24 protein-coding genes and 1 other RNA gene are annotated in these 26,132 nt (G+C 69.8%); 19 read left to right on the top strand and 6 right to left on the bottom strand.

The window, feature by feature from the left end:
* Positions 1–133: 133 nt before the first annotated feature.
* The 9 genes from E9998_RS01790 to E9998_RS01830 all read left to right on the top strand — a co-directional run bounded on the left by E9998_RS01790 (position 134) and on the right by E9998_RS01830 (position 8,215).
* Positions 134–1,462, top strand: coding sequence for a serine/threonine-protein kinase (locus E9998_RS01790; protein WP_136527973.1), 1,329 nt, complete (start codon positions 134–136; stop codon positions 1,460–1,462).
* Positions 1,463–1,713: 251 nt separating this feature from the next.
* Positions 1,714–2,217: a PadR family transcriptional regulator gene (locus E9998_RS01795; RefSeq protein WP_030155315.1), complete on the top strand. Its 504-nt coding sequence runs from the start codon at positions 1,714–1,716 to the stop codon at positions 2,215–2,217.
* Between the two features lie 119 nt (positions 2,218–2,336).
* Entirely contained in the window at positions 2,337–3,452 is a 1,116-nt protein-coding gene (gene prfB / locus E9998_RS01800; protein WP_136527974.1) for a peptide chain release factor 2, read from the top strand.
* Positions 3,453–3,709: 257 nt separating this feature from the next.
* Positions 3,710–4,390, top strand: coding sequence for a cell division ATP-binding protein FtsE (gene ftsE / locus E9998_RS01805; RefSeq protein ID WP_091039738.1), 681 nt, complete (start codon positions 3,710–3,712; stop codon positions 4,388–4,390).
* 22 nt (positions 4,391–4,412) lie between these two features.
* The gene (ftsX, locus tag E9998_RS01810; RefSeq protein ID WP_136527975.1) at positions 4,413–5,288 is read left to right on the top strand and encodes a permease-like cell division protein FtsX; all 876 of its coding nucleotides are present in this window, start codon (positions 4,413–4,415) and stop codon (positions 5,286–5,288) included.
* Between the two features lie 100 nt (positions 5,289–5,388).
* Complete coding sequence (locus E9998_RS01815; RefSeq protein WP_136527976.1) at positions 5,389–6,645, top strand: M23 family metallopeptidase; 1,257 nt, start codon at positions 5,389–5,391, stop codon at positions 6,643–6,645.
* 61 nt (positions 6,646–6,706) lie between these two features.
* A complete protein-coding gene (gene smpB, locus E9998_RS01820) occupies positions 6,707–7,216 on the top strand; it encodes an SsrA-binding protein SmpB (protein ID WP_136527977.1) in 510 nt (169 codons plus the stop codon).
* An 88-nt stretch (positions 7,217–7,304) separates the two neighbouring features.
* Positions 7,305–7,678: a transfer-messenger RNA gene (ssrA, locus tag E9998_RS01825) on the top strand.
* An 87-nt stretch (positions 7,679–7,765) separates the two neighbouring features.
* Positions 7,766–8,215, top strand: coding sequence for a DUF2269 family protein (locus tag E9998_RS01830; protein ID WP_136527978.1), 450 nt, complete (start codon positions 7,766–7,768; stop codon positions 8,213–8,215).
* Positions 8,216–8,227: 12 nt separating this feature from the next.
* On the opposite strand, the gene E9998_RS01835 is transcribed toward E9998_RS01830, so the two are convergent.
* Together E9998_RS01835 and mca are read right to left on the bottom strand one after the other, a co-directional pair.
* Positions 8,228–8,812: a YqgE/AlgH family protein gene (locus E9998_RS01835; RefSeq protein ID WP_136527979.1), complete on the bottom strand. Its 585-nt coding sequence runs from the start codon at positions 8,810–8,812 to the stop codon at positions 8,228–8,230.
* A gap of 264 nt (positions 8,813–9,076) precedes the next feature.
* Positions 9,077–9,928 carry a mycothiol conjugate amidase Mca gene (gene mca / locus E9998_RS01840; RefSeq protein ID WP_136528066.1) on the bottom strand — a complete coding sequence of 284 codons (852 nt, stop codon included), beginning with the start codon at positions 9,926–9,928 and terminating at the stop codon, positions 9,077–9,079.
* 215 nt (positions 9,929–10,143) lie between these two features.
* Here mca and E9998_RS01845 point away from each other — a divergent pair, with 215 nt between their 5' ends.
* Both E9998_RS01845 and greA read left to right on the top strand, forming a co-directional pair.
* On the top strand, positions 10,144–10,599 hold the full coding sequence (locus E9998_RS01845; RefSeq protein ID WP_136527980.1) for a DUF4307 domain-containing protein: 456 nt from the start codon (positions 10,144–10,146) through the stop codon (positions 10,597–10,599).
* A 141-nt stretch (positions 10,600–10,740) separates the two neighbouring features.
* Positions 10,741–11,235, top strand: coding sequence for a transcription elongation factor GreA (greA, locus tag E9998_RS01850; RefSeq protein WP_136527981.1), 495 nt, complete (start codon positions 10,741–10,743; stop codon positions 11,233–11,235).
* Between the two features lie 73 nt (positions 11,236–11,308).
* Here greA and E9998_RS01855 read toward each other — a convergent pair whose 3' ends face one another.
* Positions 11,309–12,583 carry an ABC transporter ATP-binding protein gene (locus tag E9998_RS01855; protein ID WP_136527982.1) on the bottom strand — a complete coding sequence of 425 codons (1,275 nt, stop codon included), beginning with the start codon at positions 12,581–12,583 and terminating at the stop codon, positions 11,309–11,311.
* Between the two features lie 364 nt (positions 12,584–12,947).
* Between E9998_RS01855 and ilvA the strand changes: the two genes are divergently transcribed.
* The 5 genes from ilvA to E9998_RS01880 all read left to right on the top strand — a co-directional run bounded on the left by ilvA (position 12,948) and on the right by E9998_RS01880 (position 16,475).
* Complete coding sequence (gene ilvA, locus E9998_RS01860) at positions 12,948–14,162, top strand: threonine ammonia-lyase (protein WP_136527983.1); 1,215 nt, start codon at positions 12,948–12,950, stop codon at positions 14,160–14,162.
* 3 nt (positions 14,163–14,165) lie between these two features.
* Positions 14,166–14,855 (top strand): uracil-DNA glycosylase, encoded by a 690-nt coding sequence (locus E9998_RS01865; RefSeq protein ID WP_136527984.1) that lies wholly within the window; start codon positions 14,166–14,168, stop codon positions 14,853–14,855.
* 23 nt (positions 14,856–14,878) lie between these two features.
* Positions 14,879–15,100, top strand: coding sequence for a hypothetical protein (locus E9998_RS01870; protein ID WP_136527985.1), 222 nt, complete (start codon positions 14,879–14,881; stop codon positions 15,098–15,100).
* A 13-nt stretch (positions 15,101–15,113) separates the two neighbouring features.
* Positions 15,114–15,395 (top strand): hypothetical protein, encoded by a 282-nt coding sequence (locus E9998_RS01875; protein ID WP_136527986.1) that lies wholly within the window; start codon positions 15,114–15,116, stop codon positions 15,393–15,395.
* Between the two features lie 312 nt (positions 15,396–15,707).
* Positions 15,708–16,475 (top strand): alpha/beta hydrolase, encoded by a 768-nt coding sequence (locus E9998_RS01880; RefSeq protein ID WP_136528067.1) that lies wholly within the window; start codon positions 15,708–15,710, stop codon positions 16,473–16,475.
* A 335-nt stretch (positions 16,476–16,810) separates the two neighbouring features.
* Here the strand turns inward: E9998_RS01880 and E9998_RS01885 are convergent, their stop codons facing one another.
* A complete protein-coding gene (locus E9998_RS01885) occupies positions 16,811–18,118 on the bottom strand; it encodes a protein kinase domain-containing protein (protein ID WP_136527987.1) in 1,308 nt (435 codons plus the stop codon).
* Between the two features lie 338 nt (positions 18,119–18,456).
* On the opposite strand from E9998_RS01885, the gene chvE reads away from it, so the two are divergent.
* The 3 genes from chvE to mmsB all read left to right on the top strand — a co-directional run bounded on the left by chvE (position 18,457) and on the right by mmsB (position 22,475).
* Positions 18,457–19,530 (top strand): multiple monosaccharide ABC transporter substrate-binding protein, encoded by a 1,074-nt coding sequence (gene chvE, locus E9998_RS01890; protein ID WP_136527988.1) that lies wholly within the window; start codon positions 18,457–18,459, stop codon positions 19,528–19,530.
* Positions 19,531–19,635: 105 nt separating this feature from the next.
* Positions 19,636–21,189, top strand: a complete 1,554-nt coding sequence (gene mmsA, locus E9998_RS01895) for a multiple monosaccharide ABC transporter ATP-binding protein (RefSeq protein ID WP_136527989.1) — start codon at positions 19,636–19,638, stop codon at positions 21,187–21,189.
* Positions 21,186–22,475 (top strand): multiple monosaccharide ABC transporter permease, encoded by a 1,290-nt coding sequence (mmsB, locus tag E9998_RS01900; RefSeq protein WP_136527990.1) that lies wholly within the window; start codon positions 21,186–21,188, stop codon positions 22,473–22,475. The genes mmsA and mmsB overlap by 4 nt, the downstream gene beginning before the upstream one ends.
* A gap of 264 nt (positions 22,476–22,739) precedes the next feature.
* On the opposite strand, the gene E9998_RS01905 is transcribed toward mmsB, so the two are convergent.
* Complete coding sequence (locus tag E9998_RS01905) at positions 22,740–24,548, bottom strand: DivIVA domain-containing protein (RefSeq protein WP_136527991.1); 1,809 nt, start codon at positions 24,546–24,548, stop codon at positions 22,740–22,742.
* Positions 24,549–24,722: 174 nt separating this feature from the next.
* Positions 24,723–25,934, bottom strand: coding sequence for a coiled-coil domain-containing protein (locus E9998_RS01910; RefSeq protein WP_136527992.1), 1,212 nt, complete (start codon positions 25,932–25,934; stop codon positions 24,723–24,725).
* Between the last annotated feature and the right edge of the window lie 198 nt (positions 25,935–26,132).

Here is a 26,132-nt window from a genome sequence, read left to right on the forward strand (position 1 = left end):
CCGGGGCCCCCGCGGCTGTATCCCTGGATCGTGCCACCCTGCCATCCCGCCGCTGAGCTGCGATGACGCCCCCTTTACAGTGGAATCAGCCAGTCTTCGCGACCACCCGCCCTCATCGATCTCGGGAGCAGCCATGCAGACCGTCCTGGCCGACCGGTACGTCCTGGAGCACGAGATCGCCCGCGGCGCGGTCGGCGTCGTCTGGCGCGGGCTCGACCGGGTCACCGGCGAGACGGTCGCCGTCAAGGTCCTGCGCCCCGAACTGCGCGGCGAGGCCGAGATCTTCGAGAGCTTCCGCGCCGAGGCCGGCATCCTGCGCACCATCGACCACCCCGGCGTCGTCGGCGTCAAGGACTTCATCGTCACCGACACCGTCTGCGCCGTCGTCCTCGAATTCATCGAAGGCCTCGACCTGCGCGAGCACCTGCGCCTCCACGGGCCCCTCCCCGCCGCCGAGGCCGCCCTGCGCTGCGCGAACGCCGCCGAGACCCTCGACGCGATCCACCGCGCCGGCTACCGCCACTCCGACGTCAAGCCCGGCAACCTCATGCTCGCCGGCCCCGAAGGCCTCAAGTTCGTCGACTTCGGCATCGCCCGCGCCGCCGCCTCCCGCACCGCCCCCTCCCACGGCACCCCCGAGTACATCGCCCCCGAGGTCGCCTCCGGCGACTCCGCCAGCACCGGCGTCGACAACTACGCCCTCGGACTCGTCCTCTACGAGGCCCTCACCGCCCACAGCGCCTACCGCGGCGGCTCCATCACCGACGTCGTCGAACGCCACCTCACGCGCATCCCCGTCAAGCCCGCCGCCGTCGACGCCGAGCTGTGGCGCGTCGTCGAGATGCTCCTCGCCCTCGACCCGGCCGCCCGCGGCGACCTCAACGCCGTCGCCGCCGAACTGCGCCGTCTCGCCCCCGGCCTCTCCCGCCAGGCGACCGCCCCCATCGAACCCGAACTGCGCGAACGGGACGCGACGGCGACCTTCACCTACGAACCGGTGACCCCCCACGCTCCCGAGATCGACCGCGACGCCCTCGGCGCGCTCATGACCGCAGAAGCCGCCGAAGAGCGCCCGGCCCGCCCCCGCCGCGGCCTCCTCGTCCTCGGCATCGCCTGCGCCCTCGTCCTCGCCGCCGCCGTCGTCTCGGTCGCCGTGGTCTTCTCCGGCACGGACACCCCGAACGGGGACGATATGGCCGACCCCTCCGAAGACGCCGCCACCAGCGCCCCCGCCGAGGACGAGACCACCGGCGAGCCAACGGAACCGGCCACCGAGGACAGCCCCACGCCCGAAGCGCCCTCCGCCACACCCCAAGGGCCCGAGACGGATAGCGACACTCCCGGCCCCGATTCAGATGATATGTCCGAATCATCGGACGACGGCGGAAACTCCACTGAGGGCACTTCCGACGACGACTCCCCCGGATCCGATCTCATCGGATCACCTATGCCCGGCAACTGAAAGCGATCACGACAGTCGATAATGATCCGTGACCGTCGGACAACGCTGCGTCTTCGCATCCGAAGGGGCGATCGGGATCACATGATTGGGATTCTCTGAACAGGCGTTGCAATTCCGCCGAGGGCTGCGACCGATCTGCATGGCTCACAGTGCTTTCCACGGTCGCAACCCCTGAAGCATCGGCTCCGGTCTATCGACACATTGGAGCTGTCCACTTGTCAGGGAGGCATCCACATGGCATCCTGTCGGGCATGGCAGGAAAAGAACTCAACGCAACCTCAGCAGCATTGCTGGGCTTGCTGCACGAAGGACCGATGACCGGCGGACAACTCATGGCGGAGGCGACCCGTCGCCTCGGTCCGTACTGGACCATGACGCGATCGCAGGTCTACCGCGAACTCCCGGCGCTGGCAGAGGGCGGCCTCGTCCGCGTCGGGAAGCCGGGGCCCCGCGCCTCGGTGCCCTACACGATCAGCGCCAACGGCAAGCGGGCGTTCACCCGCTGGCTCAACGAGCCGGCCCGGATCGGCCAGCTGCGCGACCCCGTCGCGCTGCGCACGGCCTTCCTTGACTACCTCTCCAAGGACACCGCCGAGGAGATGTTCGCCGACGCGACGGAGCAGCACCAGGAGGCCTTGGCAGAGGCCCGCGCCGCCGCGAAGGACTACGCGGACGAGGACCCGAACGCCGCGATCGCGATGGAGTTCGCGATCGGCTACCACCGTTCGGCGCTCAGCTGGCTGAAGAAGCGGTAACCGAAATGCCCGGGCGCTGACCCGGGCGACGACCATCAAGCACGGAACGGGACGCTGGGCCTTCACGGCCCCGCGTCCCGTTTCGTATGAGCCCGAATACAGGCGTACCCTGATCTGTTGTGACCAGTGTCGATGTTTCCGCAGACCTCCGCGAACTCAGAGCGACGCTTGCCAGCGTCGAGGCCGTACTCGACCTCCCCGCGCTGCGCCGCGAGCTCGCGGAGCTCGAGGCCGCGGCGGCCGACCCCGGGCTGTGGGACGACACCGACCAGGCCCAGAAGATCACCTCCCGCCTCTCCTACGTCCAGGCCGAGCTGAAGAAGCTCGCCGCGCTCCACGAGCGCATGGACGACGTCGAGGTCCTCTTCGAGCTCGCCGAGGCCGAGTCCGACCCGAGCGCCGAGGCAGAAGCCGTCGCCGAGCTCGGCTCGATCCGCAAGTCCGTGGACGAGTTCGAGGTCCGCACCCTCCTGTCGGGGGAGTACGACGAACGTGACTGCGTGCTTACCGTCCGGTCCGGCGCCGGCGGCGCCGACGCCTGCGACTTCGCCGAGCAGCTCATGCGCATGTACCTGCGCTGGTCGGAGGCCCACCACTTCGGCACCGAGGTGTACGACGTCTCCTACGCCGAGGAGGCCGGCATCCGCTCGGCCACCTTCGCCGTCAACGGCGCCTACGCCTACGGCCACCTCTCGGTCGAGCAGGGCACCCACCGCGTGGTGCGCATCAGCAAATACGACAACCAGGGCCGCCGCCAGACCGGCTTCGCCGCCGTCGAGGTCGTGCCGGCGCTGGAGCAGACCGACGAGATCGAGGACATCCCCGAGGACGAGATCCGCGTGGACGTCTACCGCTCCTCGGGCCCCGGCGGACAGGGCGTCAACACCACCGACTCGGCGGTGCGCCTGACCCACCTGCCGACCGGCATCGTCGTCTCCTGCCAGAACGAGCGCTCGCAGCTCCAGAACAAGGCCACGGCCATGGGCGTCCTCAAGGCCAAGCTCCTTCAGCGCAAGAGGGACGAGGAGCGGGCGAAGGTCGACGAGCTGCGCGGCTCGGCCACCGCCTCCTGGGGCGACCAGATGCGCTCCTACGTCGAGCACCCCTACCAGATGGTCAAGGACCTGCGCACCGGCTTCGAGACCGCCGACGTCAAGGGCGTCTACGACGGCGCCATCGACGGCTTCCTGGAGGCCGGCATCCGCTGGCGCAAGAGCGGCGAGAAGCAGGAGTAGGGCCCGCGCCCGCGCGGCAGGGGAGGACCCTCGGGCCGCCGTGCCGGTCCGTCCGAAGCGGACCGCTCCGTGGCCGCCCGGTGACCCTTCGCGGCGCCCGCATGGGCCGCCTGACCATGCCGACTTCCCCCGTTCGGCTGAAATCGTGCCGTAACCCTTTCGTGGTCGTGACATATGGGGCGGAAACTGCGGAATATGCCACGCTTGTACTGGAGCCGCCCGACCGGCTCCGGTTCTCGGCGGATAGACTCCGGCTCGTGATTCAGCTTGAGGGTGTAACCAAGCACTACCCCCGGTCGAACCGCCCGTCGGTGGAGGACGTCAACGTCTTCATCGACAAGGGAGAGTTCGTCTTCTTCATCGGCCCGACCGGTGCGGGGAAGTCCACGATGATCAAGCTCCTGCTGCGCGAGGAAGTCCCGGACAAGGGCAAGATCTCGGTCGGGGACATCGACGTGACGCGCCTGCGGCGCTGGAAGGTCCCGGCCTACCGGCGCAGCATCGGCTGCGTGTTCCAGGACTTCCGGCTGCTGCCGAACCGGACCGCCGCCGAGAACGTCGCGTTCGCGCTGGAGGTCATCGGCAAGCCCCGCTCGGTCGCGCGCCGCGTCGTCCCCGAGGTCCTCGAACTGGTGGGCCTGGGCGGCAAGGAGCACCGGTACCCGCACGAGCTCTCTGGCGGCGAGCAGCAGCGCGTGGCCGTGGCCCGCGCGTTCGTCAACCGCCCGCTGCTCCTGCTGGCCGACGAGCCCACCGGCAACCTCGACCCCGACACCTCGATCGAGATCATGCGGCTCCTCGACCGCATCAGCAGGACGGGCACGACCATCCTCATGGTCACCCACGACTCCAACATCGTGAACCAGATGCGCCGTCGCGTCATCGAGATCGAGAACGGCCAGATCGTCCGCGACCAGGCTCGCGGCGTCTACGGCTAAGCGGAAGGCAGATTCAGAGCACATGCGCGCGAAGTACGTGATGTCCGAGGTCTTCCTCGGACTGTGGCGCAACATCTCCATGACCGTCGCCATGATCATCACCATGGCCGTCTCGCTGACGATGCTCGGCGCGGGCCTGCTGCTGTACAACCAGGTCGACGTGATCGAGGACTACTACCAGACCAACCTCGAAGTGGTGGTCTACCTCCAGCGGGACATCTCCGAGGAGCGGACGGCGCAGCTCGAGTCCGAGCTCAAGGCGAGCCCGTACGTCGAGACCGTCCAGTACGAGTCCAAGGAGAAGGCCTACGAGCGCTTCCAGGAGACGTTCAAGGACACGCCCGACCTGGTGAAGTCGGTGGACGCCGAGGTCCTGCCCTCGGCCTTCCGCATCAAGATGAAGAACATCGACGACGCCGACAAGCTCATCGCCGAGTTCCAGGACGCCGAGGGCGTCTACCAGGTCACCAACCAGCGCGAGATCCTCCAGCAGGTCTTCGACATCCTCGGCGGGGCGCAGCGCCTGACGCTCATCGTCGCGCTCGTCCAAGGCGTCGCGGCCCTCATGCTGGTGGCGAACACGATCCAGGTCGCCGCCTACTCGCGGCGCCGCGAGGTCGCCATCATGAAGCTCGTGGGCGCCCCGAACTGGTTCGTCCAGGCGCCGTTCGTGCTCGAGGCGGTCTTCGCCGGGGTCATCGGCGCGATCTTCGCCTTCGCGACGCTCATCGCGGCGAAGTTCCTCGTCATCGACGGCCAGTTCGAGAACCTGTTCAGTCTCATGCCGCCGATCAGCATGCAGTCGATCCTGATCCTGCTGCCGATCCTGGTGGGCGTCTCGGCGTTCATCAGCGCGGTCACCGCGTGGATCACCTTGCGGTTCAACATCAAGGTCTGATCCCGCAGGGCCCGGAATCCGGACGGGCGGTGTCACCGTAAGGGGGGCACTGCCCGGAATTCCCCGAATGACCGTCGCAGATGGACTAGATTCGGGCCCTATGAGGCGAATCGGATGGCTGCTCGCGGTCCTGCTCCTGGCAGGGTCCGCGAGCAGTCCCGCTTTCGGGGTCTCGCAGTCCGAGCTCGACGCCGTGGAGCGCGACAAGGCCGAGATGGCCGCCGAGCTGGAGGACGCCTCCGACGAGGTCCGCGCGGCCGGGCAGGTCCTGGCCGACACCGAGGCCCGCCTGCCCGTCGCCGAGCACGCCGTGGACGTCGCCGAGGGCAGGGTCGCCGCCGCCGAGACCGAGTCGGCCCGGGCGCAGCGCGAGGCCGATGCGGCCCGCGAGGCCCTGGACGCGGCTGAGGCCGAGTACGAGGCCGCCGCCGCGGCGGTCGAGGCCGTCCGCGAGTCGCGCGCCTCCATGTTCGCCGCCACCGCCCGCGGGGTCGAGCTGCTCACCGTCGACGCGATCCTCGCCTCGGGCGAGCCGCAGAAGGCCGTCGACGGCCTGTCGTACCTCGAGTTCATGATGGAGGGCAAGAACCGGGCCGTCGAGGAGGTCACCCTCTCGCGCCGCGAGGCCGCCAACGCCGAGAACGCCGCCACGGTCGCCGAGACCGAGGCCGCCGAGGCGGAGGCCGCCGCGGCCGACGCGCTCGCCGCGGCGCAGACCCGCTTCGACGAGGCCGAGGAGGCCCGCCTCGCCGTCGAGTCGCTCGTGTCCGACCGCACCGCGGCGCTGGCCGTCGCCGAGGACGCCCGCGACCAGGCGCAGTCGGAGTACGACGAGCTGGAGGCCGAGTCCGAGCGCCTCGCCGACGCACTGCGCCAGGCCGAGGAGGACCGCAAGTCCCGGGAGGACTCCGGCGGCTCGTCCTCCGGCGGCGGCTCGTCCTCGGGCGGGTCCTCCGGTTCGGGCTTCGTCGTGCCGGTGGACGGCTGGAAGTCCTCCGACTACGGCTGGCGCCACCACCCGATCTACAACACCGCCCGATTCCACGGCGGCACCGACTTCGCGGCCGGCTCGGGGACGACGATCCACGCCGCCGACTCGGGCACCGTGGTGTACGCCGGCTGGAACGCCGGGTACGGGCAGCTCACCTGCATCAGCCACGGCGGCGGCCTGACCACCTGCTACGCGCACCAGTCGAGCATCTGGGTGTCCTACGGCGAGCACGTCTCGCGCGACGAGGGCATCGGCGCGGTCGGCACCACCGGCGACTCCACCGGCCCGCACCTGCACTTCGAGGTCCGCGTCAACGGCGAGCGCGTGGACCCGCTGGGCTACCTGCCCTCGTGCCTGTGCCGCTGACCACGGCCGGAGGCGGGAAATCGGCTTCCCCATACGTCTGTTCGATCGTTAAGCTTGCTGCGTGTCCAAGAAGCAGCAGGAGAAGGTCAAGCACTCGGGTCCCGAGCGCTCGGTGGTGACGAGCAACCGCAAGGCCCGCCACGACTACGAGATCCTGGACACCTACGAGGCCGGCATGGTCCTGTCCGGGACCGAGGTCAAGGCCCTGCGCCAGGGCAAGGGGAACATCGTCGACGCGTACGCCGAGATCCACAACGGCGAGGCCCGCGTCCACAACCTCCACATCCCCGAGTACGACTACGGGACGTGGACGAACCACCCGCCGCGGCGCATCCGCAAGCTCCTGCTCCACCGCGGCGAGATCGACAAGCTGTCGGTCAAGCTCGACGAGGCGGGCCTGACGCTGGTCCCGCTGTCGGTGTACTTCATCAACGGCTACGCGAAGATGGAGCTCGGGCTGGCCCGGGGCCGCAAGAACTACGACAAGCGCCAGGCCATCGCCAAGCGCGAGTCCGACCGCGAGATCGAGCGGGCCATGGGCCGGGCGGCCAAGCGCGGCGGCTCCCGCTAGCGGGAATATCGCCTCGCCGCCGGTCGTTCCACCGGTGTACGATTTGCGAGCACAACTGAACAGGGTGAAGTACTCACTCAACAGACCAGGGGCTGATCGGTTTCGACTCCGTATGTTGAAGTGAGGGAAGCGGGTCGAGGAAGCCGACGCTGTCTCGTAAACCAATGTCGGAAACCAATAAGTGCCAACGCAAAACGCACTGACTTCGCTCTCGCTGCTTAAGCGACCGTGAAGTTGCCGCTCCAGGGGCGCATCCGCCCTGGGTTCGCGGCATCATTTAAGGATGCTGGGCCGACGTCTTGATCGCTGGGACGCCCGGCCGAGATCTTCGGCGATTAGAGCCCGTCCCACCGACTCGTCCGCGTGATCGGCGGGGCTCGATAAAAGGCACAGCGGACTGCACCCGGAGAAGTCTCACAGAAGCAGCGGAGGACCAGGGTTCGATTCCCTGCAGCTCCACCAGCACGGCGCCGGCCACATGGCCGGCGCCGCTTCGCGTCCGGGCGGCGTTCCCGCGTCACCCGTTCGGTATGTCCGTAAGATCACGTTATGCACACTCTGCTATCGATCCTGCACGTGCTGTTGGCGGTGATCACCGTCGGGCCCGCCATGCTGCTGCCCTGGCTCGGCGAGCGGGCGCTGCGCGAGCGCGACGGCGAGCGGGTGCACCAGGCCGGGCGCCGCTGCATGGCCTTCAACGCCCTCACGCTGGTCGCGGCCCTGTTCGGGGCGCTGACGACGGTCACGAGCGACCGGTACTCCTTCGCCGACGCCTGGCTCATCGTCGCCTCGACCCTCTACGTGATCGCGGTCGTCAACGGCACCGCCGTCATCCCGGGCGTGCTCGCGCGCATCGGCAAGGAGCTCCAGGACTCCCACGGGGTCATGGGCGGCGAACTGCTCGAACAGCACCGCGGCAGGCTCCTGGCCCTCGCCGGGCTCAACCTCGTCTTCTACACCGCCGTCGTGATCCTCATGGCCTGGCGGCCGGGCGCCTGAGGGCGCCGCGGCTCAGTTCATGACCGGGTCGGCCGGGTAGTGCGCGACGGCCGAGAGCATCCCGCCCTGGCGCCGCCACACCATGCCCCACAGCTCCTCGGGGTTGGCCGAGAACGGGTCGGCGGGCAGTGCGTCGAAGACCATCCAGGCGCCCGCCTCGATCTCGTCCTCCAGCTGCCCCGGCGCCCAGCCGGCGTACCCGGTGAAGACCCGCATCCCTTCGAGCAGGGGCGCGACCTCGTCGGGGTCGCGGGCGAGGTCGAGGGTGCCCAGGCGCCCGAGGACCGGCCGGAACGCGTCGGAGAAGGGCGCGTCGGCCTTCCGCCAGCCGAGGCCGATCGCGGCGTCGGGCTGGACCGGCCCGCCCTCGAAGAGCACGGCCGGATCGCCCGCGAGCTCGGCCCACTGGTCGAGGTAGTGGACGACCTTGCGCTCGGTGGCGCGGTTGAGGACCACGCCGAGCACCCCGTCCGACTCGTGGCCGACGCCGATGACGACCGTGCGGTCGAAGTTGGGGTCCTGCAGCGTGGGAGTGGCGACGAGGAGACTGCCGACGAACGACTTGGTTCGCGCCGGCGACGTTTCGCGACTGACCATGGCTCCACCTCCGTTCTGCGCCCGCCTCCGCTGGTGAACCGGACCCGGGTGCGGCCCGGCTCTCCCCGGCACGGTAACCCGCGGGAGCGCGCTTGCAGCAAGGTTCCCGCACTTTCCAGGGAAATACACCGTGGTGTCGGGAGCCCGACAGTTGTTTCCTCACGGAGGGTGCGCGAGAGCGGACGATCCGGCGCCGCCGATGTCGTCTCAAGTGGAGGGAGTTGCCTCGGTGTGTGTTGTGGCCCTTGGGGTCGGGTCGTGCGGCTATCGCAGTCCGGCGAAGAGGTCGTCCTCGGGGAGCCGGGACTCGATGCGGGACTCGACGAGTTCGTAGTCCTCGGTGGGCCACGCCTTCTGCTGGATCTCGCGGGGGACGGCGAACCAGAACCCGTCGGGGTCGACCTGGGTCGCGTGGGCCTTGAGGGCGGCGTCGCGGATGTCGAAGTACTCGGCGCACTCGACGCGGGTGGTCACCCGCTCGCCCTTGTCGCGGGTCCAGTCGCCGGCGTCCATCCACTCCCTGTACGGGGAGTCCAGGCCCGCGTCGACCATCGCGTAGTGCAGTGCCTCGATGCGCGCCTTGCCGAACGAGTGGTTGTAGTAGAGCTTGAGCGGCTGCCACGGCTCGCCGCGGTCGGTGTAGCGCCCGGGGTCGCCGGCGGCGTCGAAGGCCGCGACGGAGATCTCGTGGGTCTTGACGTGGTCGGGGTGCGGGTAGCCGCCCTCCTCGTCGTACGTGGTCACCACGTGCGGCTTGAAGGAGCGCATGATCTCCACGAGCGGCGCGGCCGCGTCCTCGGTGGGCACGAGGTAGAAGGCGTCCTCGGGCAGGTCGATGCCGGAGTCGGGGAGCCAGCCGTCGGGCAGGCCGGAGTCGGTGAAGCCGAGCCAGTGCTGCTCGACGCCGAGGATCTCGCGGGCGCGGGCCATCTCCTCGCTGCGGATGCGGGGGAGGTTCTCCTGGACTTCGGGGCGGTCCATCTTGGGGTTGAGGACGTCGCCGCGCTCGCCGCCGGTGCAGGTGACGACGAGGACCTCGACGCCTTCGCGCACGTAGCGCGCCATCATGCCCGCGCCCTTGCTCGATTCGTCGTCGGGGTGGGCGTGCACGCACATCAGGCGCAGTTTGCTGGACGGATTCGTCACGTCGGTCGACCTCACTGGCGGGTGTCAAGCGGAAGGCGGTTCGGCGCTCGAACCGACTCGCGCACCGCGATGGTTGTCGGCTCTGGCATTCTGTGCAACGATACTCGATAATCATTACTTCCCGGTTCTTCCCGGAACCCGGGCTCCCGGCGGTGAATCCGCTGATCGCGAACGGAAGCGACGCAATGACTGAGACACAGACCACGGACGGGCGTGCGCCGAGCGCGCCTTCCGGCGTGGCCGACGTGTCCTTCCCCGCGGGCCGCTACGGCCGCCGCCGCTCCCCGTCGCGCCACCGTCCGGCGCTGACCGCGCTGCTCACCGTCGGCGTCGTCGCCGCGGGCCTCGTGGCCGCCTGGCGGCTCACCGAGGTGTACGGGCAGGACGAGGTCTCCGAGCGCCTGCTCGCCTTCGACGACTCCGTGGCCGGCCAGGTCGCCATCACCTTCGAGGTCTACAAGCCGGCCGGCGAGGGCGCCGTGTGCGCCGTCCGGTCCCGCGACCTCGCCGGCGCCGAGATCGGCTACGCGGAGGTCGCCGTCCCGGCGGACGAGGCCACCCACGTCGAGATGACCTACGCCCTCGCCGTGGAGGGCGAGCCCAATACCGGCGAGGTCCTGAGGTGTTGGCAGGCGGACTGAACGTTGACTTTCGGCCCGTCGCACCGCGTTTCGGTCGGCGGGCCTTTCGCTATCCCGGACCGGCCCGGGCGGCGGCCCTTCGGTTCGGCCCTCGCGGCCGGGCCCCACAGCACGGATCGCACTATTCGGAGGATCAGAAACATGGCTACGGACGCTAATCAGGGCACTTGGCTGACCCAGGAGGCCTACGACCGCCTCAAGAGCGAGCTGGACGAGCTCATCGCGCACCGTCCGCTGATGGCCGCCGAGATCAACGCGCGCCGCGAGGAGGGCGACCTCAAGGAGAACGGCGGCTACCACGCGGCCCGCGACGAGCAGGGCAAGCAGGAGGCGCGCATCCGCCAGCTCGAAGACCTGCTGCGCAACGCGAAGGTCGGCGAGGCGAAGGACAGCGACGAGATCCAGATCGGCACGGTCGTGACCATCGCCTTCGACGGCGACCCCGACGACACCGAGAAGTTCCTGCTGGGTTCGCGCGAGATCGCCGCGACGACCGAGCTGACCGTGTACAGCCCGGACTCGGCGCTGGGCTCGGCCATCCTGGGCCACAAGGTGGGCGACACGGTCGCCTACCGCACCCCCAAGGACCTCCAGATCTCGGTGAAGATCATCGACGCGGAGAAGTTCCTGGGCTGATCCGTCGCCCGCGAGCCGGGCGGGCGCGGCGCCGCGGGGTCCTCTTGCGAGGGCCCCGCGGCGTTGTTCGACGTCAGGCCCGCTGGGTCCAGCCGACGTCGATGCGCTTGCCGTACTTGTCGAAGTAGTGCAGGGCGTCCATGTGGACGGCGACGGTGATGGGCTGCCCGGCCGAGACGGGGATGTGCGGGGGCAGCCGGAAGACGAGGTCGGCCGGTTTGCGGATGGGGCCGGTGTCGGCCTCGCGGTGCTCGACGGCGGCCTGGCCGAAACCGGAGAACAGGCCTCCGAGGCGGCGGCGCGGCTTCGAGCCGCCGCGGGCGAGGTCGGGCTTGTCGCCGATGCCGTCGGGCACGACCGCGGTCGCGCCGATGTCGAGGAAGACGAGCGTCTCGTGGCCGTGGTGCTCGTAGAAGCGCACGCGGCCCTGGATGGACTGGCCGGGGTGGCCGTCGGCCACGGGCGCGAGGGCCTCGGCCCGCATCCCGACGACGATGTTCTCGCCGTGGTAGCGGGCGACGGCGCGGCCGCGCAGGTCGTGCCAGGGCAGGCGCAGCTCCTGGTCGCCGAAGTCGAGGGCGACGTACCGGTCGAGGTAGACGTTGACGCGCGCTTCGAGCAGGTTCATGCGGGGCGTGCCGAGGAACGCGGCCACGTACATGGTCGCGGGGCGCTCGTACACCTCGTCGGGGGTGCCGACGTCCTGGAGGACGCCCTTGCGCATGACCGCGACCCGGTCGGCCATGGTCAGCGCCTCGGTCTGGTCGTGGGTGACGTAGAGGGTGGTGGCGTCGTGGCGGCGCACCAGCGAGGAGATCTCGGTGCGCAGCTCGGCGCGCAGGCCCACGTCGAGGTTCGACAGCGGCTCGTCCATGAGGAACAGCCGGGGGCGGCGCACCAGCGCGCGGCCCATGGCGACGCGCTGCTGCTGGCCGCCGGAGAGCTGGCTCGGCTTGCGGTCGACGAGGTCGGAGATGCCCAGGGCGCCGGCCATGTCGCCGACGGCCTCGGGCACGGACTGGGCGCCGTTGTTCTTCCCGAGCTTGAGGGGGAAGCCGATGTTGTCGCCGACGGACATGTGCGGGTACAGCGCGAAGGTCTGGAAGATCATGGCGGCGTTGCGTTCGCGAGGGGGCAGGTCGTTCGCGTACTCGCCGTCGAGGAGGATCTCGCCGTCGGAGGGGGTCTCCAGGCCGGCGACCATGCGCAGGACGGTGGACTTGCCGCAGCCGGACGGGCCGAGCAGGACGAGGAACTCGCCGTGGTTGACCTCCATGCTCAAGGAGTCCACGGCCAGGGTTTCGCCGGGGAACACCTTCGAGACGTTCTTCAGCGTGACAGCAGTCACCGTTGACTCCAGGGGTTCTAAAGGGGATGGACGGGCGAGTCGGAGAGGGCTATGCGGACCGGTCATTGCCCCCGCATGGCTTGCAGGCTTCGCCATGGTTAAGGGATGACTGTTCGTAGCTTAAGCCTTCCGGTCTCTCTTGGTAACGGGGGTCACCCTTCATCGCGCGAGGTGAACGCGGGTTCACACTTGGTGCCACCTGCGGTTTCAGGCGCCGCACGCGTGTCGCCCACCGCGGTCCAAGGGCGGCATTTCGGTCGACTGCAACCGTTTTCAGACACCGTTTCGGCATGCGCCGCGCTCCCACTCCCGCCGCCGCGCCGTGCGCCACCGACCCCTCCGCGACGGGCACTACGATCGAGGCGTGACGGAGCTGGTGACACTTTCCGACGTCCGCGCCGCGGCCGCCGACCTCGCCGGGGTAGTGCGACGCACCCCCCTCGAACCCTCCCGCGACCCCGTCCTCGACGGCGTCCACCTCAAATGCGAGAACCTCCAGCGCGCGGGCTCGTTCAAGATCCGCGGCGCCTACATGCGCGTCTCCCGCCTCACCCCCGACGAACGCCGCCACGGCGTCGTCGCCGCCTCCGCCGGCAACCACGCCCAAGGCGTCGCCCTCGCCGCCTCCACCCTCGGCATCCGCTCCACCGTCTTCATGCCCGAATCCGCGCCCCTCCCCAAGGTCGCCGCCACCAAGGGCTACGGCGCCGAAGTCATCCTCGGCGGCCTCACCGTCGACGACGCCCTAGAATCCGCCCACCGCTACGCCGCCGAGACCGGCGCCACCCTCATCCACCCCTTCGACCACCACGACATCGTCGCCGGTCAGGGCACCATCGCCCTCGAGATCCTCGACCAGCTCCCCGAGACCACCACCATCGTCACCTCCGTCGGCGGCGGCGGCCTCATCGCCGGCATCGCCGCGGCCGCCAAGCAACTGCGCCCCGACATCCGGATCGTCGGCGTCCAAGCCGAAGGCGCCGCCTCTTACCAGCACTCCCTCGCCGCCGGCACCCCCGTCCGCCTCGACAAGATGCAGACCATCGCCGACGGCATCGCCGTCGGCCGCCCCGGCGACGTCCCCTTCGCCCACGTCGCCGCCCTCGTCGACGAGATCGTCACCGTCACCGAAGAGGACATCAGCCGCGCCCTCCTCTCCCTCCTCGAACGCAACAAACTCGTCGTCGAACCCGCCGGCGCCACCGCCTACGCCGCACTCCTCAACTACTCCGTCGCCTACGACGCCCCCACCGTCGCCGTCCTCTCCGGCGGCAACATCGACCCGCTCCTGCTCATGCGACTCATCGAACACGGCCTCGGCGCCTCCGGCCGCTTCATGCGCGCCAACCTCCGCTGCGCCGACCGCCCCGGCGCCCTCGCCTCCATCCTCCGACTCGTAGGTGCCTACGGCGGCAACATCGTCGACGTCTACCACCAGCGCTCCGACCCCCGCCTCGGCGTCGGCGAAGTCTCCGTCGACCTCTCGATCGAGACCCGCGGTTCCGAACACGCGGCCGAAATCGTTGCGTCCCTGCGCGACGCGGGTCATTTCGTGTCGGTGGAGGGCCCTAGCATCTGAGACATGACAAAGACCCTTGATGAACTGATGGAACCCGGCTGGGCCAAAGCGCTCGCCCCCGTCGCCGACGACGTCGCCAAGATGGGCGAGTTCCTCCGTGCCGAAGTCGCCGCCGGACGCACCTACCTCCCCGCCGCCGAGCACATCCTCCGCGCCTTCCAGCAGCCCTTCGACGAGGTCAAGGTGATCATCGTCGGCCAGGACCCCTACCCCACCCCTGGCCACGCCATCGGGCTCTCCTTCTCGGTCGCCCCCGACGTGCGACCCCTCCCCAAGAGCCTCGTCAACATCTACAACGAATACCGCGACGACCTAGGCCACCCCCTCCCCGCCAACGGCGACCTGACCCCTTGGGCGAACCAGGGCGTCCTCCTCCTCAACCGCTCCCTCAGCGTCGCCCCCGGCGCCGCCGCCTCGCACCGCGGCAAAGGCTGGGAATCGGTCACCGAGCAGGCCATCCGCGCCCTCGCCGAACGCGGCAGCGCCGCCGTCGCCATCCTCTGGGGCAACGACGCGCGCAAACTCAAGGTCCTCCTCGGCTCCATCCCCGCCATCGAATCCGCCCACCCCTCGCCCCTGAGCGCCCGCCGCGGCTTCTTCGGCTCCAAGCCCTTCAGCCGCGCCAACGAGCTCCTCGTCGAACAGGGCGGTGAGCCGGTCGACTGGCGCCTCCCCGCGCTCGAGCAGTCCTAGCGGCCCCGGGATACGGTTGCTAGGTGGGAATCGACATCCTGGCCCAAGAGTTCGGGCCCGAACGCGACCAGGCGCTGGCCGGGCCGCTCGGCCTGTTCGTCACCGTGTTCCTCGTCGTCGTGACGATCTTCCTCATCCGGGGGATGAACAAGCACGTCAGACGGCTGAACGACCGGCTCGCCCGCGAAGCCGCCGCCGAGGCGGCCGCCGCGAGCGCCGAGCGGGACGACACCGCCAAGGCCTGACCGGACCGAGACGATGCCGCGCAAGAACCGCCGCCGGAACGAACCCGGACGGTCCACCTCCGGCGCCCAGGACCCGAGCCTGATCGACGGACCCAACGGACCCGTCCGAGTCCGGCGCATCCCCGGCGCGAGCGCGGAGAAGATCTACCGGTGCCCCGGCTGCGACCTGGAGATCCAGCCGGGCACACCGCACGTCGTGGCCTGGGCCGACGACGGCGACGGCGACGACCGCCGCCACTGGCACGGCGGCTGCTGGAACGCCAGGGACCGCCGCAGGCCCGGCCAATGGCGCTGAGCCCCAACTGAACACGAGGTGTGGGACGGAACCGAAGGTGCCGTCCCGCGCCTCGTGTGGTGACTCGTGTGGTGACTCGTGTGGTGACTCGTGCGGTGACTCTTTCGAGTGACACGACCGCCGCGAACCCGGCTTCCTGTCGTACCCGCGGGGAAGCATCGGCGATACGGTCCCCAGGGTGGGTAGGGGTTAGGGATGGTAGACGCGACGGCCCCCGCATTGGCGCCCGCAGTGCCAGGTGCGCCACAGGCGGTGTACCCGCGGCCGCATTCCGGGGATAATTCCGGCGTGGCTGTCATCAGATCCGCGAGCATGCTCCCCGCCCGACGCGAGGCGCTCACGCTCCACACCGCCGACGGGCTCGAACTCGTCGGCGACATCGCCCTGCCCGCCGACCGCGCGCCCGAGGCGACCCTCATCTGCGTCCACCCGCTGCCCACCCACGGCGGCATGATGGACTCGCACATCTTCCGCAAGGCCGCCTGGCGGCTGCCCGCGCTGGCGAACATGGCGGTGCTGCGCTTCAACACGCGCGGCACCGAGTCCCAGCAGGGCCGCAGCCAAGGGGAGTTCGACCACGGCGTGGGCGAGCGCTTCGACGTCGCCGCCGCGGTCGAGTACGCCGAGTTCGCGGAGCTGCCGCGCGTGTGGTTGCTCGGCTGGTCCTTCGGGACGGACCTCACCTTGAAGTACGGGCTCGAACCCGGCGTGGAGGGCGCGATCCTGCTGTCGCCGCCGCTGCGTTACTCCAAAGAGGAGGATCTGGAGCGCTGGGCCGATGACGGACGCCCACTCCTCGCGCTCATCCCCGAGCAGGACGACTACCTCCAGTACCCCGAGGCCAAGCGGCGCTTCGCCGCCGTCCCGCAGGCGGAGGTCGAGGAGATCGACAAGGGCGGCCACCTGTGGGTCGGCAAGGCCGAAGAGGCGCTCGACCGCATCGTGGCCCGCATCCTGCCCGAACACGCCCCGCTGCCGACTACTTGGGACGGACCGATGGAGCGCGGCGACACCTCCGCCTACGCGAACAAGACCGTGGCCGCCTTCGGCGGCTTCCTGCCCAAGCCCGACCGAGACTGAGGGCCGGCCCTCCCGCGGGAGGGCCGTTCGCCGCGACTCACCAAGGGCCGCAACACTCTTCATGCGCGAAAGCGCCCGTGGTCGGGTGCCCGTACGGGCACCCGACCACGGGCGCTTTCGCTGACGTCTCCAACCTGAAGCGGGCTTCAGGCGTCTTCAGTGTGGCTTCAGGTTCGCCGTCCCATCATGGGAAGCACGCCGGAACGGTCCGGCGGGAAGGAGGCGAAGATGTCGGGAATGAAGCAGGTCGAGCAGGTCCGAGAAGTACTGCGATCGCAAGCGGGGCAACGACAGTGGCACTCACGAGCCACCGGCTCTGTCGGCGCGGGGCGCCGTCAGATGCAGCCGATGAACTCCAGGACGCTCGCCGGCAGCGAGGGGTCGTCGCAGTCGCCCACGGCCACGAGGTTCTCGCCCTCGATGCGCCATGCGAGACGTTCGTGCCCGCCGTCGCCGTCGCCGCCCGATCCGCCCTGATAGTCCACAGTGGCTACAACGTAGTCGCCGTCGCCGGCGCACCAGCTGTCGACGATCGTGCCTTCATCGAGCTGCTCGCCGATCCATCCTGCGAGCGCGGCGGGGTCCGTGCACACCGAGCCGGTGCTCTCAGGGTTGGTCGCGGCGTAGGTCGCGAGGGCGGCGCCGCCGAGCAGCGCTCCCGTCAACGCCACGCCGGCGGTTGCGGTGGCGATGGAGCGCAGTCGTGGGCGGAGGCCGACCCGCTCGCGGCCGGGCCGGTAGGGCGCGAGTTCGGTGGAGACGGCCACGGTGACGGGCCTGAGGCCGCGGCGGGGGAGGAGGCCGGCGGCGACGGTGTCGGGGCGGCGCCCGTATGAGGGCGGTCCGGCGAGGGGAAGGCGGGTGAGCTGCTGGCGAAGGGCGGCGGCGGTGGGGCGGCGGCGCGGGTCGGGGCTGAGGGCGGCGCCGATGAAGTCGGTGAGTTCGGGGTCCACGCCGGGCACGTGCGGCACCGGGGCGGCGCGCAGGAGGGGGTCGGCGGCGTCCTCGCGGGCGTGGCGCACCCAGGGGAGGCGGCCGCCGAGGGCGGCGTAGAGGACGGTGGCGAGGGCGTAGACGTCGCCGGCGGGGCTGGCCGCCACCTCGCCCGCCACGGCGGCGTCGAGGTGCTCGGGGGCGGTGTAGGGGGAGGGGGGGGGGGGGGCGGCCAGGACGGGGGCGGTGACGTCGTAGGCGGTGAGCTGGAGGTGGTGCCCGGTGCCCACGAGGATGTGGGAGGGCTGGATCGCGCCGTGGATGAGCCCGGCGCGGTGGTAGACGGCCACGGCGTCGCTCAGGGCCACGCCGAGGGCGCGGACCTGTCCGGGGGGCATGGGGCCCTGCTCGCCGAGGAGGTCGGCGAGGGTGCGCCTGGCGGTGCCCACGGCCAGGTACGGGCGTCCGTTCTCGGTGAGGCCGACTGCGGTGCAGGGGGAGAGATGGGGGTGGGCGGCGAGGCCGGTGAGCTTCGCGGCCCATTCGAGGAAGACTTCGCGCCGGGAGCCGTCGACGCGCTCATGCGCGACGGTCACGCACAGGAGGTCGGTGGGGGCGGCGGCGACGGTGCCGCTGAAGACGCTGCACACCGTGTCCCGGTGCAGTAAACGGTGCACGGCTGCGGGTCCGATGGTCTGGGTGTTCGACATCCTCACCTCCTCAGGGGGTCCGCTGTTCGGTGTCGTGATTTGGCACTAAATGTGAGGCTATCCCATCCGTTCGGTCGAGCGGTAGTCGGTCGCGGGGTTGTGGACCGAACGGGTGATCGCATCGCTACACATGGTCATTTCTGACGGAATGCCTGTGTCCGTTGTGACCTCCGGGGGCTCCGTGTCGGATTTCGGGGAGCTTGAAAGGCAACGATTCGGACACGAGACCCATCCGCTGTTGACGGTTGTGGAAAAACGTTGAACTATCGAATCCGTCTTGACCCCAGGGCGCCGTCGGTCGTGCACCGGCGCCGTCCGGTACGAAGGAGTACTAGCAGATGAACGTCAACCGACGCCACCTGATCACCGGAACCGTCGGCGCGGCCGCCGTGGCGCTCACCGCCTCGGCCTGCGCGTCCGAGGACGGCGGCGACGCCAAGAAGACCGTCGGCATCGCGATGCCGACCAAGACCTCCGAGCGTTGGATCCTGGACGGCGACAACCTCAAGAAGGCGTTCGAGGACGAGGGCTACAAGGTCAGCCTCCAGTACGCCAACGACGTCCCCGACGACCAGGTCGCGCAGGTCGAGACCATGGTCAGCCAGAACGTCAGCGCCCTCGTGGTCGCCGCGATCGACAACAAGTCGCTCAACGGCCCGCTGGCCCAGGCGAAGGAGGCCGACATTCCGGTCATCGCCTACGACCGCCTGATCCTCGGCACCCCGAACGTGGACTACTACGCCACCTTCGACAACACCCAGGTGGGCACCCTCCAGGCCGAGTACCTCGTGACCGCCCTGGACCTCGCGAACCAGGCCGGCCCGTTCAACATCGAGCTGTTCGCGGGCGCGTTGACCGATAACAACACCAAGTACTTCTTCGGCGGCGCCTGGGCCGTCCTGGAGCCCTACATCACCGAGGGCAAGCTGGTCGTCAAGTCCGGCGAGGTCGAGCTCGACCAGATCGCGACCGAGAACTGGGACGGCGCCGTCGCCCAGGACCGCATGGACAACCTCCTGTCGACCCACTACAAGGGCGAGCAGGTCCACGCCGTGCTCTCCCCCTACGACGGCATCAGCCGCGGCATCGTCTCCTCGCTGGAGTCCAACGGCTACACCGAGCTGCCGTTCGTGACCGGCCAGGACGCCGAGGTCGAGTCGGTGAAGTACATCATCGAGGGCCGCCAGGCCATGACCGTCTACAAGGACACCCGCGAGCTGGCCGCCACCACGGTCGACATGGTCCTGGCCCTGCTGGACGGCAAGACGCCCGAGGTCAACGACGAGGAGACCTACGACAACGGCGAAGGCGTCGTCCCGGCGATGCTGCTGACCCCGGTCAGCGTCGACGCCACCAACTACCAGGAGATCGTCGTCGACTCCGGCTACATCGACGCCGCCGACCTCCAGTAGCGACCGCTCTGAGCGCGCCGTACTCCCTCGCGGGGCGCCCTGGACACCGGGGCGCCCCCGTACCTCTCTCCCCAGAGCACTCAGCTATTCCACATAGGACCAGCCATGTCTGAAGACATCCTCCGCATGAGGGGGATCACCAAGCGATTCCCGGGCGTGCTCGCGCTGTCCGGGGTCGACATGCGGGTCAAGCGGGCCACGATCCACGCACTCGTCGGCGAGAACGGCGCCGGCAAGTCCACGCTCATGAAAGTCCTGTCGGGCGTCTACGCCCACGGCGACTTCGAGGGCGAGATCGAATTCGAGGGCCGCCCCGCCCGATTCCGGAACATCCGCGACTCCGAGTCCGCGGGCGTCGTCATCATCCACCAGGAGCTCGCGCTCGTCGGCGAGCTCTCGATCGCCGAGAACATCTTCCTCGGCAACGAGCAGAAGTCCGGCGGGTTCATCTCCTGGGCCAAGACCAACACCGAGGCCTCCCGCCTCATGAAGCAGGTCGGCCTCCAGGACAACCCGCAGACCCTCGTCGAGAAGATCGGCGTCGGCAAGCAGCAGCTCGTCGAGATCGCCAAGGCCCTGTCCAAGAACGTCAAGCTCCTGATCCTGGACGAGCCGACCGCCGCGCTCAACGACACCGACTCCGAGAACCTGCTCGACCTGCTCCGCGCGCTCCGCGACGAGGGCGTCACCTGCATCATCATCTCCCACAAGCTGGGAGAGGTCCTGTCGGTGGCCGACTCCATCACGGTCCTGCGCGACGGGCAGACCATCGAGACGCTCGCCACCGAGGCGGACGGCGTCACCCAGGACCGGCTCATCAAGTCCATGGTCGGCCGCGACCTCGAGCACCTGTACCCGCCGCACGAGCCCACGATCGGCGAGGTCTTCTTCGAGGTCAAGGACTGGACCGTCCACCACCCCGACCAGCGCGAGCGGGTCATCGTCAACAACGCCGAGATCAACGTCGCCCGCGGCGAGATCGTCGGCCTCGCCGGGCTCATGGGCGCCGGCCGCACCGAGTTCGCCATGAGCGTCTTCGGCCGCAGCTGGGGCTCGGACATCTCCGGCACCGTCACGCTCGACGGGAAGCGGCTGCGCATCAGATCCGTCCCCGAGGCCATCGAGGCCGGACTCGCCTACGCCACCGAGGACCGCAAGCACTACGGCCTGCACCTCGACTACGACCTGCGCGAGAACTTCACCCTGCCCGGCCTCTCCAAGCTCTCCAAGTACGGGGTCGTCGACCAGCACGGGATCAACGCCGTCTCGGAGCGCCTGCGCACCGAGTTCGGCGTCAAGGCCCCGTCGGTCTACTCGCTCGCCGGGAACCTCTCCGGCGGCAACCAGCAGAAGATCGTGCTCGGCAAGTGGGTCTTCACCGAGCCCGAGCTGCTCATCCTCGACGAGCCGACCCGAGGCATCGACGTCGGCGCCAAGTACGAGATCTACGAGCTGATCCACAAGCTGGTCGACCAGGGCAAGGGGGTCCTCATGATCTCCTCCGAACTGCCCGAGCTGCTCGGCATGTGCGACCGCATCTACGCGATGAGCGCCGGTCACATCACCGGCCAGGTCGACCGCGCGAACGCCACACAGGAAGAACTGATGCGCCTCATGACCCTTGAGACCGCATCCGGGGGAGAAGAACTACGCCAATGAGCACCGTCCAGACCAAGTCGCGCCCGAGCCTGATCTCGGGCCTGCGCAACTTCAACCTGCGCGCCTACGGCATGATCATCGCCCTGGCGCTCATCATGCTGCTGTTCCAGGTCCTCAGCGTCGTCGTCCAGAACCAGGACTTCATCACGCCGCTGAACCTGACCAACGTGATCCTCCAGAACTCCTACATCCTGATCCTCGCGATCGGCATGATGCTGGTGATCGTCAACGGCCACATCGACCTCTCGGTCGGTTCGGTCCTCGCCTTCTGCGGCGCGGTCTCCGCCATCGCCCTCTCGGACTGGGGCCTGCCCTGGTACCTCGCGGTGCTCGTCGCCGTGGCCGTCGGCGCCCTCATCGGCGTCTGGCAGGGCTTCTGGATCGCCTACGTGCGCATCCCCGCCTTCATCGTGACCCTGGCGGGCATGCTCATCTTCCGCGGCCTGACCATCATGGTCCTGGACGCCGAAACCCTCGGCACCTCCGGCACCTACAATCAGCTCGCCTCCGGCTACCAGCTCTTCGGGTACGACCTCAAGCTGCTGACGCTCGTCGTCGGCATCGCCGGCGCGGTCCTGTACGCCTTCTTCGAGGCGCGCAGCCGCTCCCGCCAGCTCAAGGCCGGCATCGCCGGGTCCTCGCAGCTCGCGTGGATCGCGAAGGTCGTCGTGGTCGTCGCCGTCATCGCCGGCGCCGCGTTCGTCTTCTACTCCCACAAGGGCCTGCCGATCATCGGCTGGATCCTGCTGGCGCTGGTCCTGCTGTACTCGTTCATCGCCAACCGGACCGTGTTCGGCCGCCACGTCTACGCGGGCGGCGGCAACGAGAAGGCCGCGCTGCTCTCGGGCGTCAAGACCAAGCAGACGACGTTCTGGGTGTTCGTCAACATGGGCGCCCTGGCCGGCCTCGCCGGCGTCATCGTCACCGCCCGCCTCCAGTCGGCGGCCCCCGGCGCCGGTGAGATGTTCGAGCTGCACGCCATCGCCTCCTCGTTCATCGGCGGAGCCTCGGTCACCGGCGGCGTCGGCACCATCATCGGCGCCGTCATCGGCGGCCTGGTCATGGGCGTCATGAACCAGGGCATGTCGATCCTGTCGGTCGGCCAGGACATGCAGAGCGTCATCCTCGGCCTCGTCGTCCTCGCCGCCGTCCTGTTCGACGTGTGGAACAAGAAGCGCTCCAGCGGCGGCGGCCTGCCTCTGGTGGGCACCACCTCCGGCGGCTCGGGCGAGGCCAAGCGCAAGAAGGACGCCGAGAAGGCGCCCGCCAAGGCCTCGGCCGAATAACCGCGGACCGGCCCGCCCCACGGGGGGCGGCCCCGGCCCGTCCGATCAGTGCGACAGGGCCCGCGACGCTCCGGCGTCGCGGGCCCTGTCTTGTCCTTGGCCCTACTGGATGCGGTTCAGCGCCGGGCTCGGCCGTGCGGGTCTGCCGGTCGTCCCGGAGGCGATGCCTTCCGACCGCTTCCGCCGCCGATCGCGCCGCCCGGCGCACCTCCGCAAAGCAGCAGGGCCCGGTGCCGAAGCACCGGGCCCCTTCGCAACGCTCGCTTACGTGGTGGGCACCTTCTGCGCCGCCTCGCTGCTGGCCTGCTTCCCGCCGGCCTGCGGGCGCCCCCGGCCCTTGTTCGCCGGAGGGTTCACCGGAGCCTCCTTGGCGGGCGCCTCGGCGCCCTTCTCGGCGGCGCGGTTCGCGCGGGCCTCCTCCACGAGCTTCTTCGCCTGCGCCCGTGCGGTCGCCAGGATCGCCTCGGAGTCGCGCCGCGCGGTCTGCTTGGCGGACTTGGAGAGCTCCTCGGCACGGCGCTTGGCGTTCTCGGCCTTCTTCTCGGCCTCGGAGACGTACTGGTCGCGCTGGCTGCGGACCTCCTCGGCCTCCAGGCCCGCCTGGTCGAGGATGCGCGCGGCCTCGGCCTTCGCGTCGGCCAGCAGCCGCTCGCGTTCGGCCTCGATCGCGGCGACCTCGGCGCGGGCGCGCTTCACTTCGGCGGCGGCGTCCGCCTTCTCCCGGTCGGCGTTCTCGCGCAGCGCCTTCGCCTCGGCGGCGGCCTCGGCGGTGAGGCGCTCGGCCTCGGCCGCGGCGCCCTCACGGAGGCGCCGGGTCTCCTCGGCGGTCTCCTCGGTGAGCCTGCGGGCGGCGCCCTCGGCGGCCTCCCGCTCCTTGCGGCCCGCGTCGGCGGCCTCCTCGCGCAGCCGCAGCGTCTCGCGCTCGGTCTCCTCGGCCAGTCGCAGCGCGGCGGCCTCGGCGTCCTCGCGGGCCTTGCGGGCGGCCTCCTCGGCCTCGGCGGCGAGCTTCGCGGCCTTCGCGTCGGTCTCGGCGGTGATCCGCTGGGCCTCGCCCTCGGCCTCCTCGACGCGGCGCTGCGCGTCCTGGCGCAGCCGCTTGGACTCGTCGGCGGCCTCGGTGCGCGTCAGGGTCGCCGAGTCGGCGGCCTCGGCCCGCACCCGCGTGGCCTCGTTCTCGGCCTCGGTGCGCACCGACTGCGCGAACGTCTCGGTCTCCTGCTTGAACTTCTCCAGGTTCTCGACGGCCTCGGTGCGCAGGTCCCGCAGTTCCGCCTCGTGCTCGGCGCGCTTGCGCTCGGCCTCGGCGTCGGCCTCGGCCGCGATGCGGTCGGCCTTCTCGCGGGCCTCGGCGACGGCCTGCTCGGCCGCGACCGTGGAGTCGTCCTTGAGCTGCTGCGCCTCGGTGCGCAGGCGCTCGACGTGAGCGACCAGCTGCCGGGTCTGCTCGTCAGCGGCGGCCCGCTTGTTCTCGGCGTCCTGCTCGGCCTCGGCGACCAGCGTCGCGGCCCGCTCCTTCGCCTGGTCCACGAGGGCCTGCGCCTCGCGCGCCCGCTTGTTGATCTCGGCGTCGATGATCGCGCGGCGGTCGGCCTCGGCCTTCTCCGCGGCGGCGCGGCGCGCCTTCAGCGTGGTCTCGAAGTCCTTGCGCGCCTGCTCGATCTGCGCCTCGGCGTCGCGCAGGCGCTGGTCGGCGTGCAGGTGCAGGTGCTGGGTCTGCGTCTGGGCGTTCGCCTTGATCTCCTCGGCCTGCTCCTCGGCGAGGGTGAGCATGTGCTCGATGCGCACGCCGAGGTGGCGGTAGGAGGCCTTGTCGCCCGCGGCGCTGCGGCGGCGCAGCTCCTGGATCTGCGCCTGCAACTGCTGGATCTGCACCACGAGCCGGTCGATCTGCGCGAGCGCCTCGGCACGCTCGCCCGCCAAGGTGTCCATCTGGAGCTGCATCTGCTGTAGGTACCGGTCGACCTGCCGCTTGTCGTAGCCGCGCAGGGCGGTTTCGAACCCGCGGTCGACGGGGCCGACCTCGTCGAATCCGGTCAGCAGTTCCGAGTCGTCCAGTCTGTCTTCACGCGCCATGCCCTCATCCTCACGTAAGCCGCGTCCCGCCACCCCCGGCAAGGGACCGGATGTGACGGGACGCGGCCGAAGCTGTGGTTCCTCCACCGTCGACCTACGCCTGCGATCATTCTTCACTGTCACAGGCTTCGACGGTAACGCGGATTCGCCAGGTTTACTCGTTGTCGGGCTTTTCTACTTGTCGTCCGACGTATCGCCCACGGCGCCGTCGAGGGCCCCGCTGAGGGCGCCGGAGACCAGACCGCCCAGGTTGCGCAGGGTCGCCTGGACCTGGTCGCGCTTGGCGGTGAGGTCGGCCACCTCCGACTCGGCCTTCTGCGTGACGCTCTCGGCGTCCGCCTTGGCGTTCGCCAGCAGCCGCTCGGCCTCCGCCTTGGCGTCGGACACGAGCTTGTTCGCGTCGCGCTTGGCCTTGGTGGTGGTCTCCTCGGCGTAGTTGTCGGCCTCGGAGCGCTTCTCCTCGGCGCGCGTCTCGGCGGCCTTGGCGCTCTCCTCGGCGTCGCGGGCGCGGTTCTCGGCGTCGGACACGAGCTTCTGGGTCTCGGACACGGCCCGGGTGTGGCGGTCCGACTCCTCGCGCTCGGCCTTCTCCTTGCGCTCGGCCAGTTCCAGGTCGAGGGCCTGAAGGTCCTTGTCGCGCTTCTCCTTCGCCTCGGCGAAGAGCTTCGCGGCCTCCGCGCGCTTCTCCTCCGCCTCGCGGGCGGCCTTGGCGCGCAGCTGGGTGATCTCGCGGTCCGCCGTGGCGCGGAGGGTCGCGACCTCGCGCTCGACGGAGGCCTTGAGCTCGGCCACCTCGTGGCCGGTCGCGGTGCGCAGCTGCTTGGTCTCGCGCTCGGCGTCGGCGCGGAGGGTCTCGCACTCGCGGCGGGCGTTGGTCCGCAGCTCCGCGACCTCGCGCTCGACCTGGGTGCGCAGGGTGTTGGCCTCGCGCTCGGCGTTCTGCTTGAGGCTGCCGGCCTCGCCGCGCGCCGCGTCGGTGATCTCGCGCGATTCGAGGCGGGCGGCCGAGAGGATGCCCTCGGTCTCGCGCTTCGCCTCGGCGCGGTGCTCGTTCGCCTGCTCCTCGGCCAGCCGCAGGATCTGCTCGACCCGGGTGCCGAGCCCGGAGAGCGTGGGCCGGGTGTTCTCCTCGAGCTGCTTCTGCTGCTCGCCGAGACGCTGGTCCAACCCCTGGATGCGCTGCTCCGCCTGGCGCAGACGACGTTGGGCGTCGGTCATCCGCTGCTCGGCCTCGGTGCGCTGCTGCTCGGTCTGCGTCAGCTTGGCGAGGTTCTTCTGGATGAAGTCATCCACCTGGTGACGGTCGTAACCGCGCAACTGCACGGGGAACTCCGGCACCGATTGGTCGTTGTCGAAAAAGGTACTGCTGGAGGGCTGCTGCGACATGGACCAATACTTGCAGACGCGACTGCGAATGTCGACAGCAAGGTCAGGGGTTTATGGAGGTCGGACCACCTGTAACTCTAGCCGCAAAACGGGCGAAATCCTTGAAACGACACGGAAGTCGAAAGCGGTGCCGTTCGCCCGCCGCGGCCCCTTCACCCGAACGGCGTCGGGAATCCGACAGCGCCGGTAGCGGTCCGG

The organism is Glycomyces paridis (assembly GCF_004912155.1).
In the GTDB taxonomy this organism is placed as follows: Bacteria; Actinomycetota; Actinomycetes; order Mycobacteriales; family Micromonosporaceae; genus Glycomyces; species Glycomyces paridis.

What these genes read in the sequence shown, in the direction of transcription:
- E9998_RS01790 (WP_136527973.1), top strand. Translation starts at nt 134, where the DNA reads ATGCAGACCGTCCTGGCCGACCGGTACGTCCTGGAGCACGAGATCGCC.
- E9998_RS01795 (WP_030155315.1), top strand. Translation starts at nt 1,714, where the DNA reads ATGGCAGGAAAAGAACTCAACGCAACCTCAGCAGCATTGCTGGGCTTG.
- ftsX (WP_136527975.1), top strand. Translation starts at nt 4,413, where the DNA reads ATGCGCGCGAAGTACGTGATGTCCGAGGTCTTCCTCGGACTGTGGCGC.
- E9998_RS01815 (WP_136527976.1), top strand. Translation starts at nt 5,389, where the DNA reads ATGAGGCGAATCGGATGGCTGCTCGCGGTCCTGCTCCTGGCAGGGTCC.
- E9998_RS01830 (WP_136527978.1), top strand. Translation starts at nt 7,766, where the DNA reads ATGCACACTCTGCTATCGATCCTGCACGTGCTGTTGGCGGTGATCACC.
- E9998_RS01835 (WP_136527979.1), bottom strand. Translation starts at nt 8,812, where the DNA reads ATGGTCAGTCGCGAAACGTCGCCGGCGCGAACCAAGTCGTTCGTCGGC.
- mca (WP_136528066.1), bottom strand. Translation starts at nt 9,928, where the DNA reads ATGTGCGTGCACGCCCACCCCGACGACGAATCGAGCAAGGGCGCGGGC.
- E9998_RS01845 (WP_136527980.1), top strand. Translation starts at nt 10,144, where the DNA reads ATGACTGAGACACAGACCACGGACGGGCGTGCGCCGAGCGCGCCTTCC.
- greA (WP_136527981.1), top strand. Translation starts at nt 10,741, where the DNA reads ATGGCTACGGACGCTAATCAGGGCACTTGGCTGACCCAGGAGGCCTAC.
- E9998_RS01865 (WP_136527984.1), top strand. Translation starts at nt 14,166, where the DNA reads ATGACAAAGACCCTTGATGAACTGATGGAACCCGGCTGGGCCAAAGCG.
- E9998_RS01875 (WP_136527986.1), top strand. Translation starts at nt 15,114, where the DNA reads ATGCCGCGCAAGAACCGCCGCCGGAACGAACCCGGACGGTCCACCTCC.
- E9998_RS01880 (WP_136528067.1), top strand. Translation starts at nt 15,708, where the DNA reads ATGCTCCCCGCCCGACGCGAGGCGCTCACGCTCCACACCGCCGACGGG.
- E9998_RS01885 (WP_136527987.1), bottom strand. Translation starts at nt 18,118, where the DNA reads ATGTCGAACACCCAGACCATCGGACCCGCAGCCGTGCACCGTTTACTG.
- chvE (WP_136527988.1), top strand. Translation starts at nt 18,457, where the DNA reads ATGAACGTCAACCGACGCCACCTGATCACCGGAACCGTCGGCGCGGCC.
- mmsA (WP_136527989.1), top strand. Translation starts at nt 19,636, where the DNA reads ATGTCTGAAGACATCCTCCGCATGAGGGGGATCACCAAGCGATTCCCG.
- mmsB (WP_136527990.1), top strand. Translation starts at nt 21,186, where the DNA reads ATGAGCACCGTCCAGACCAAGTCGCGCCCGAGCCTGATCTCGGGCCTG.
- E9998_RS01905 (WP_136527991.1), bottom strand. Translation starts at nt 24,548, where the DNA reads ATGGCGCGTGAAGACAGACTGGACGACTCGGAACTGCTGACCGGATTC.
- E9998_RS01910 (WP_136527992.1), bottom strand. Translation starts at nt 25,934, where the DNA reads ATGTCGCAGCAGCCCTCCAGCAGTACCTTTTTCGACAACGACCAATCG.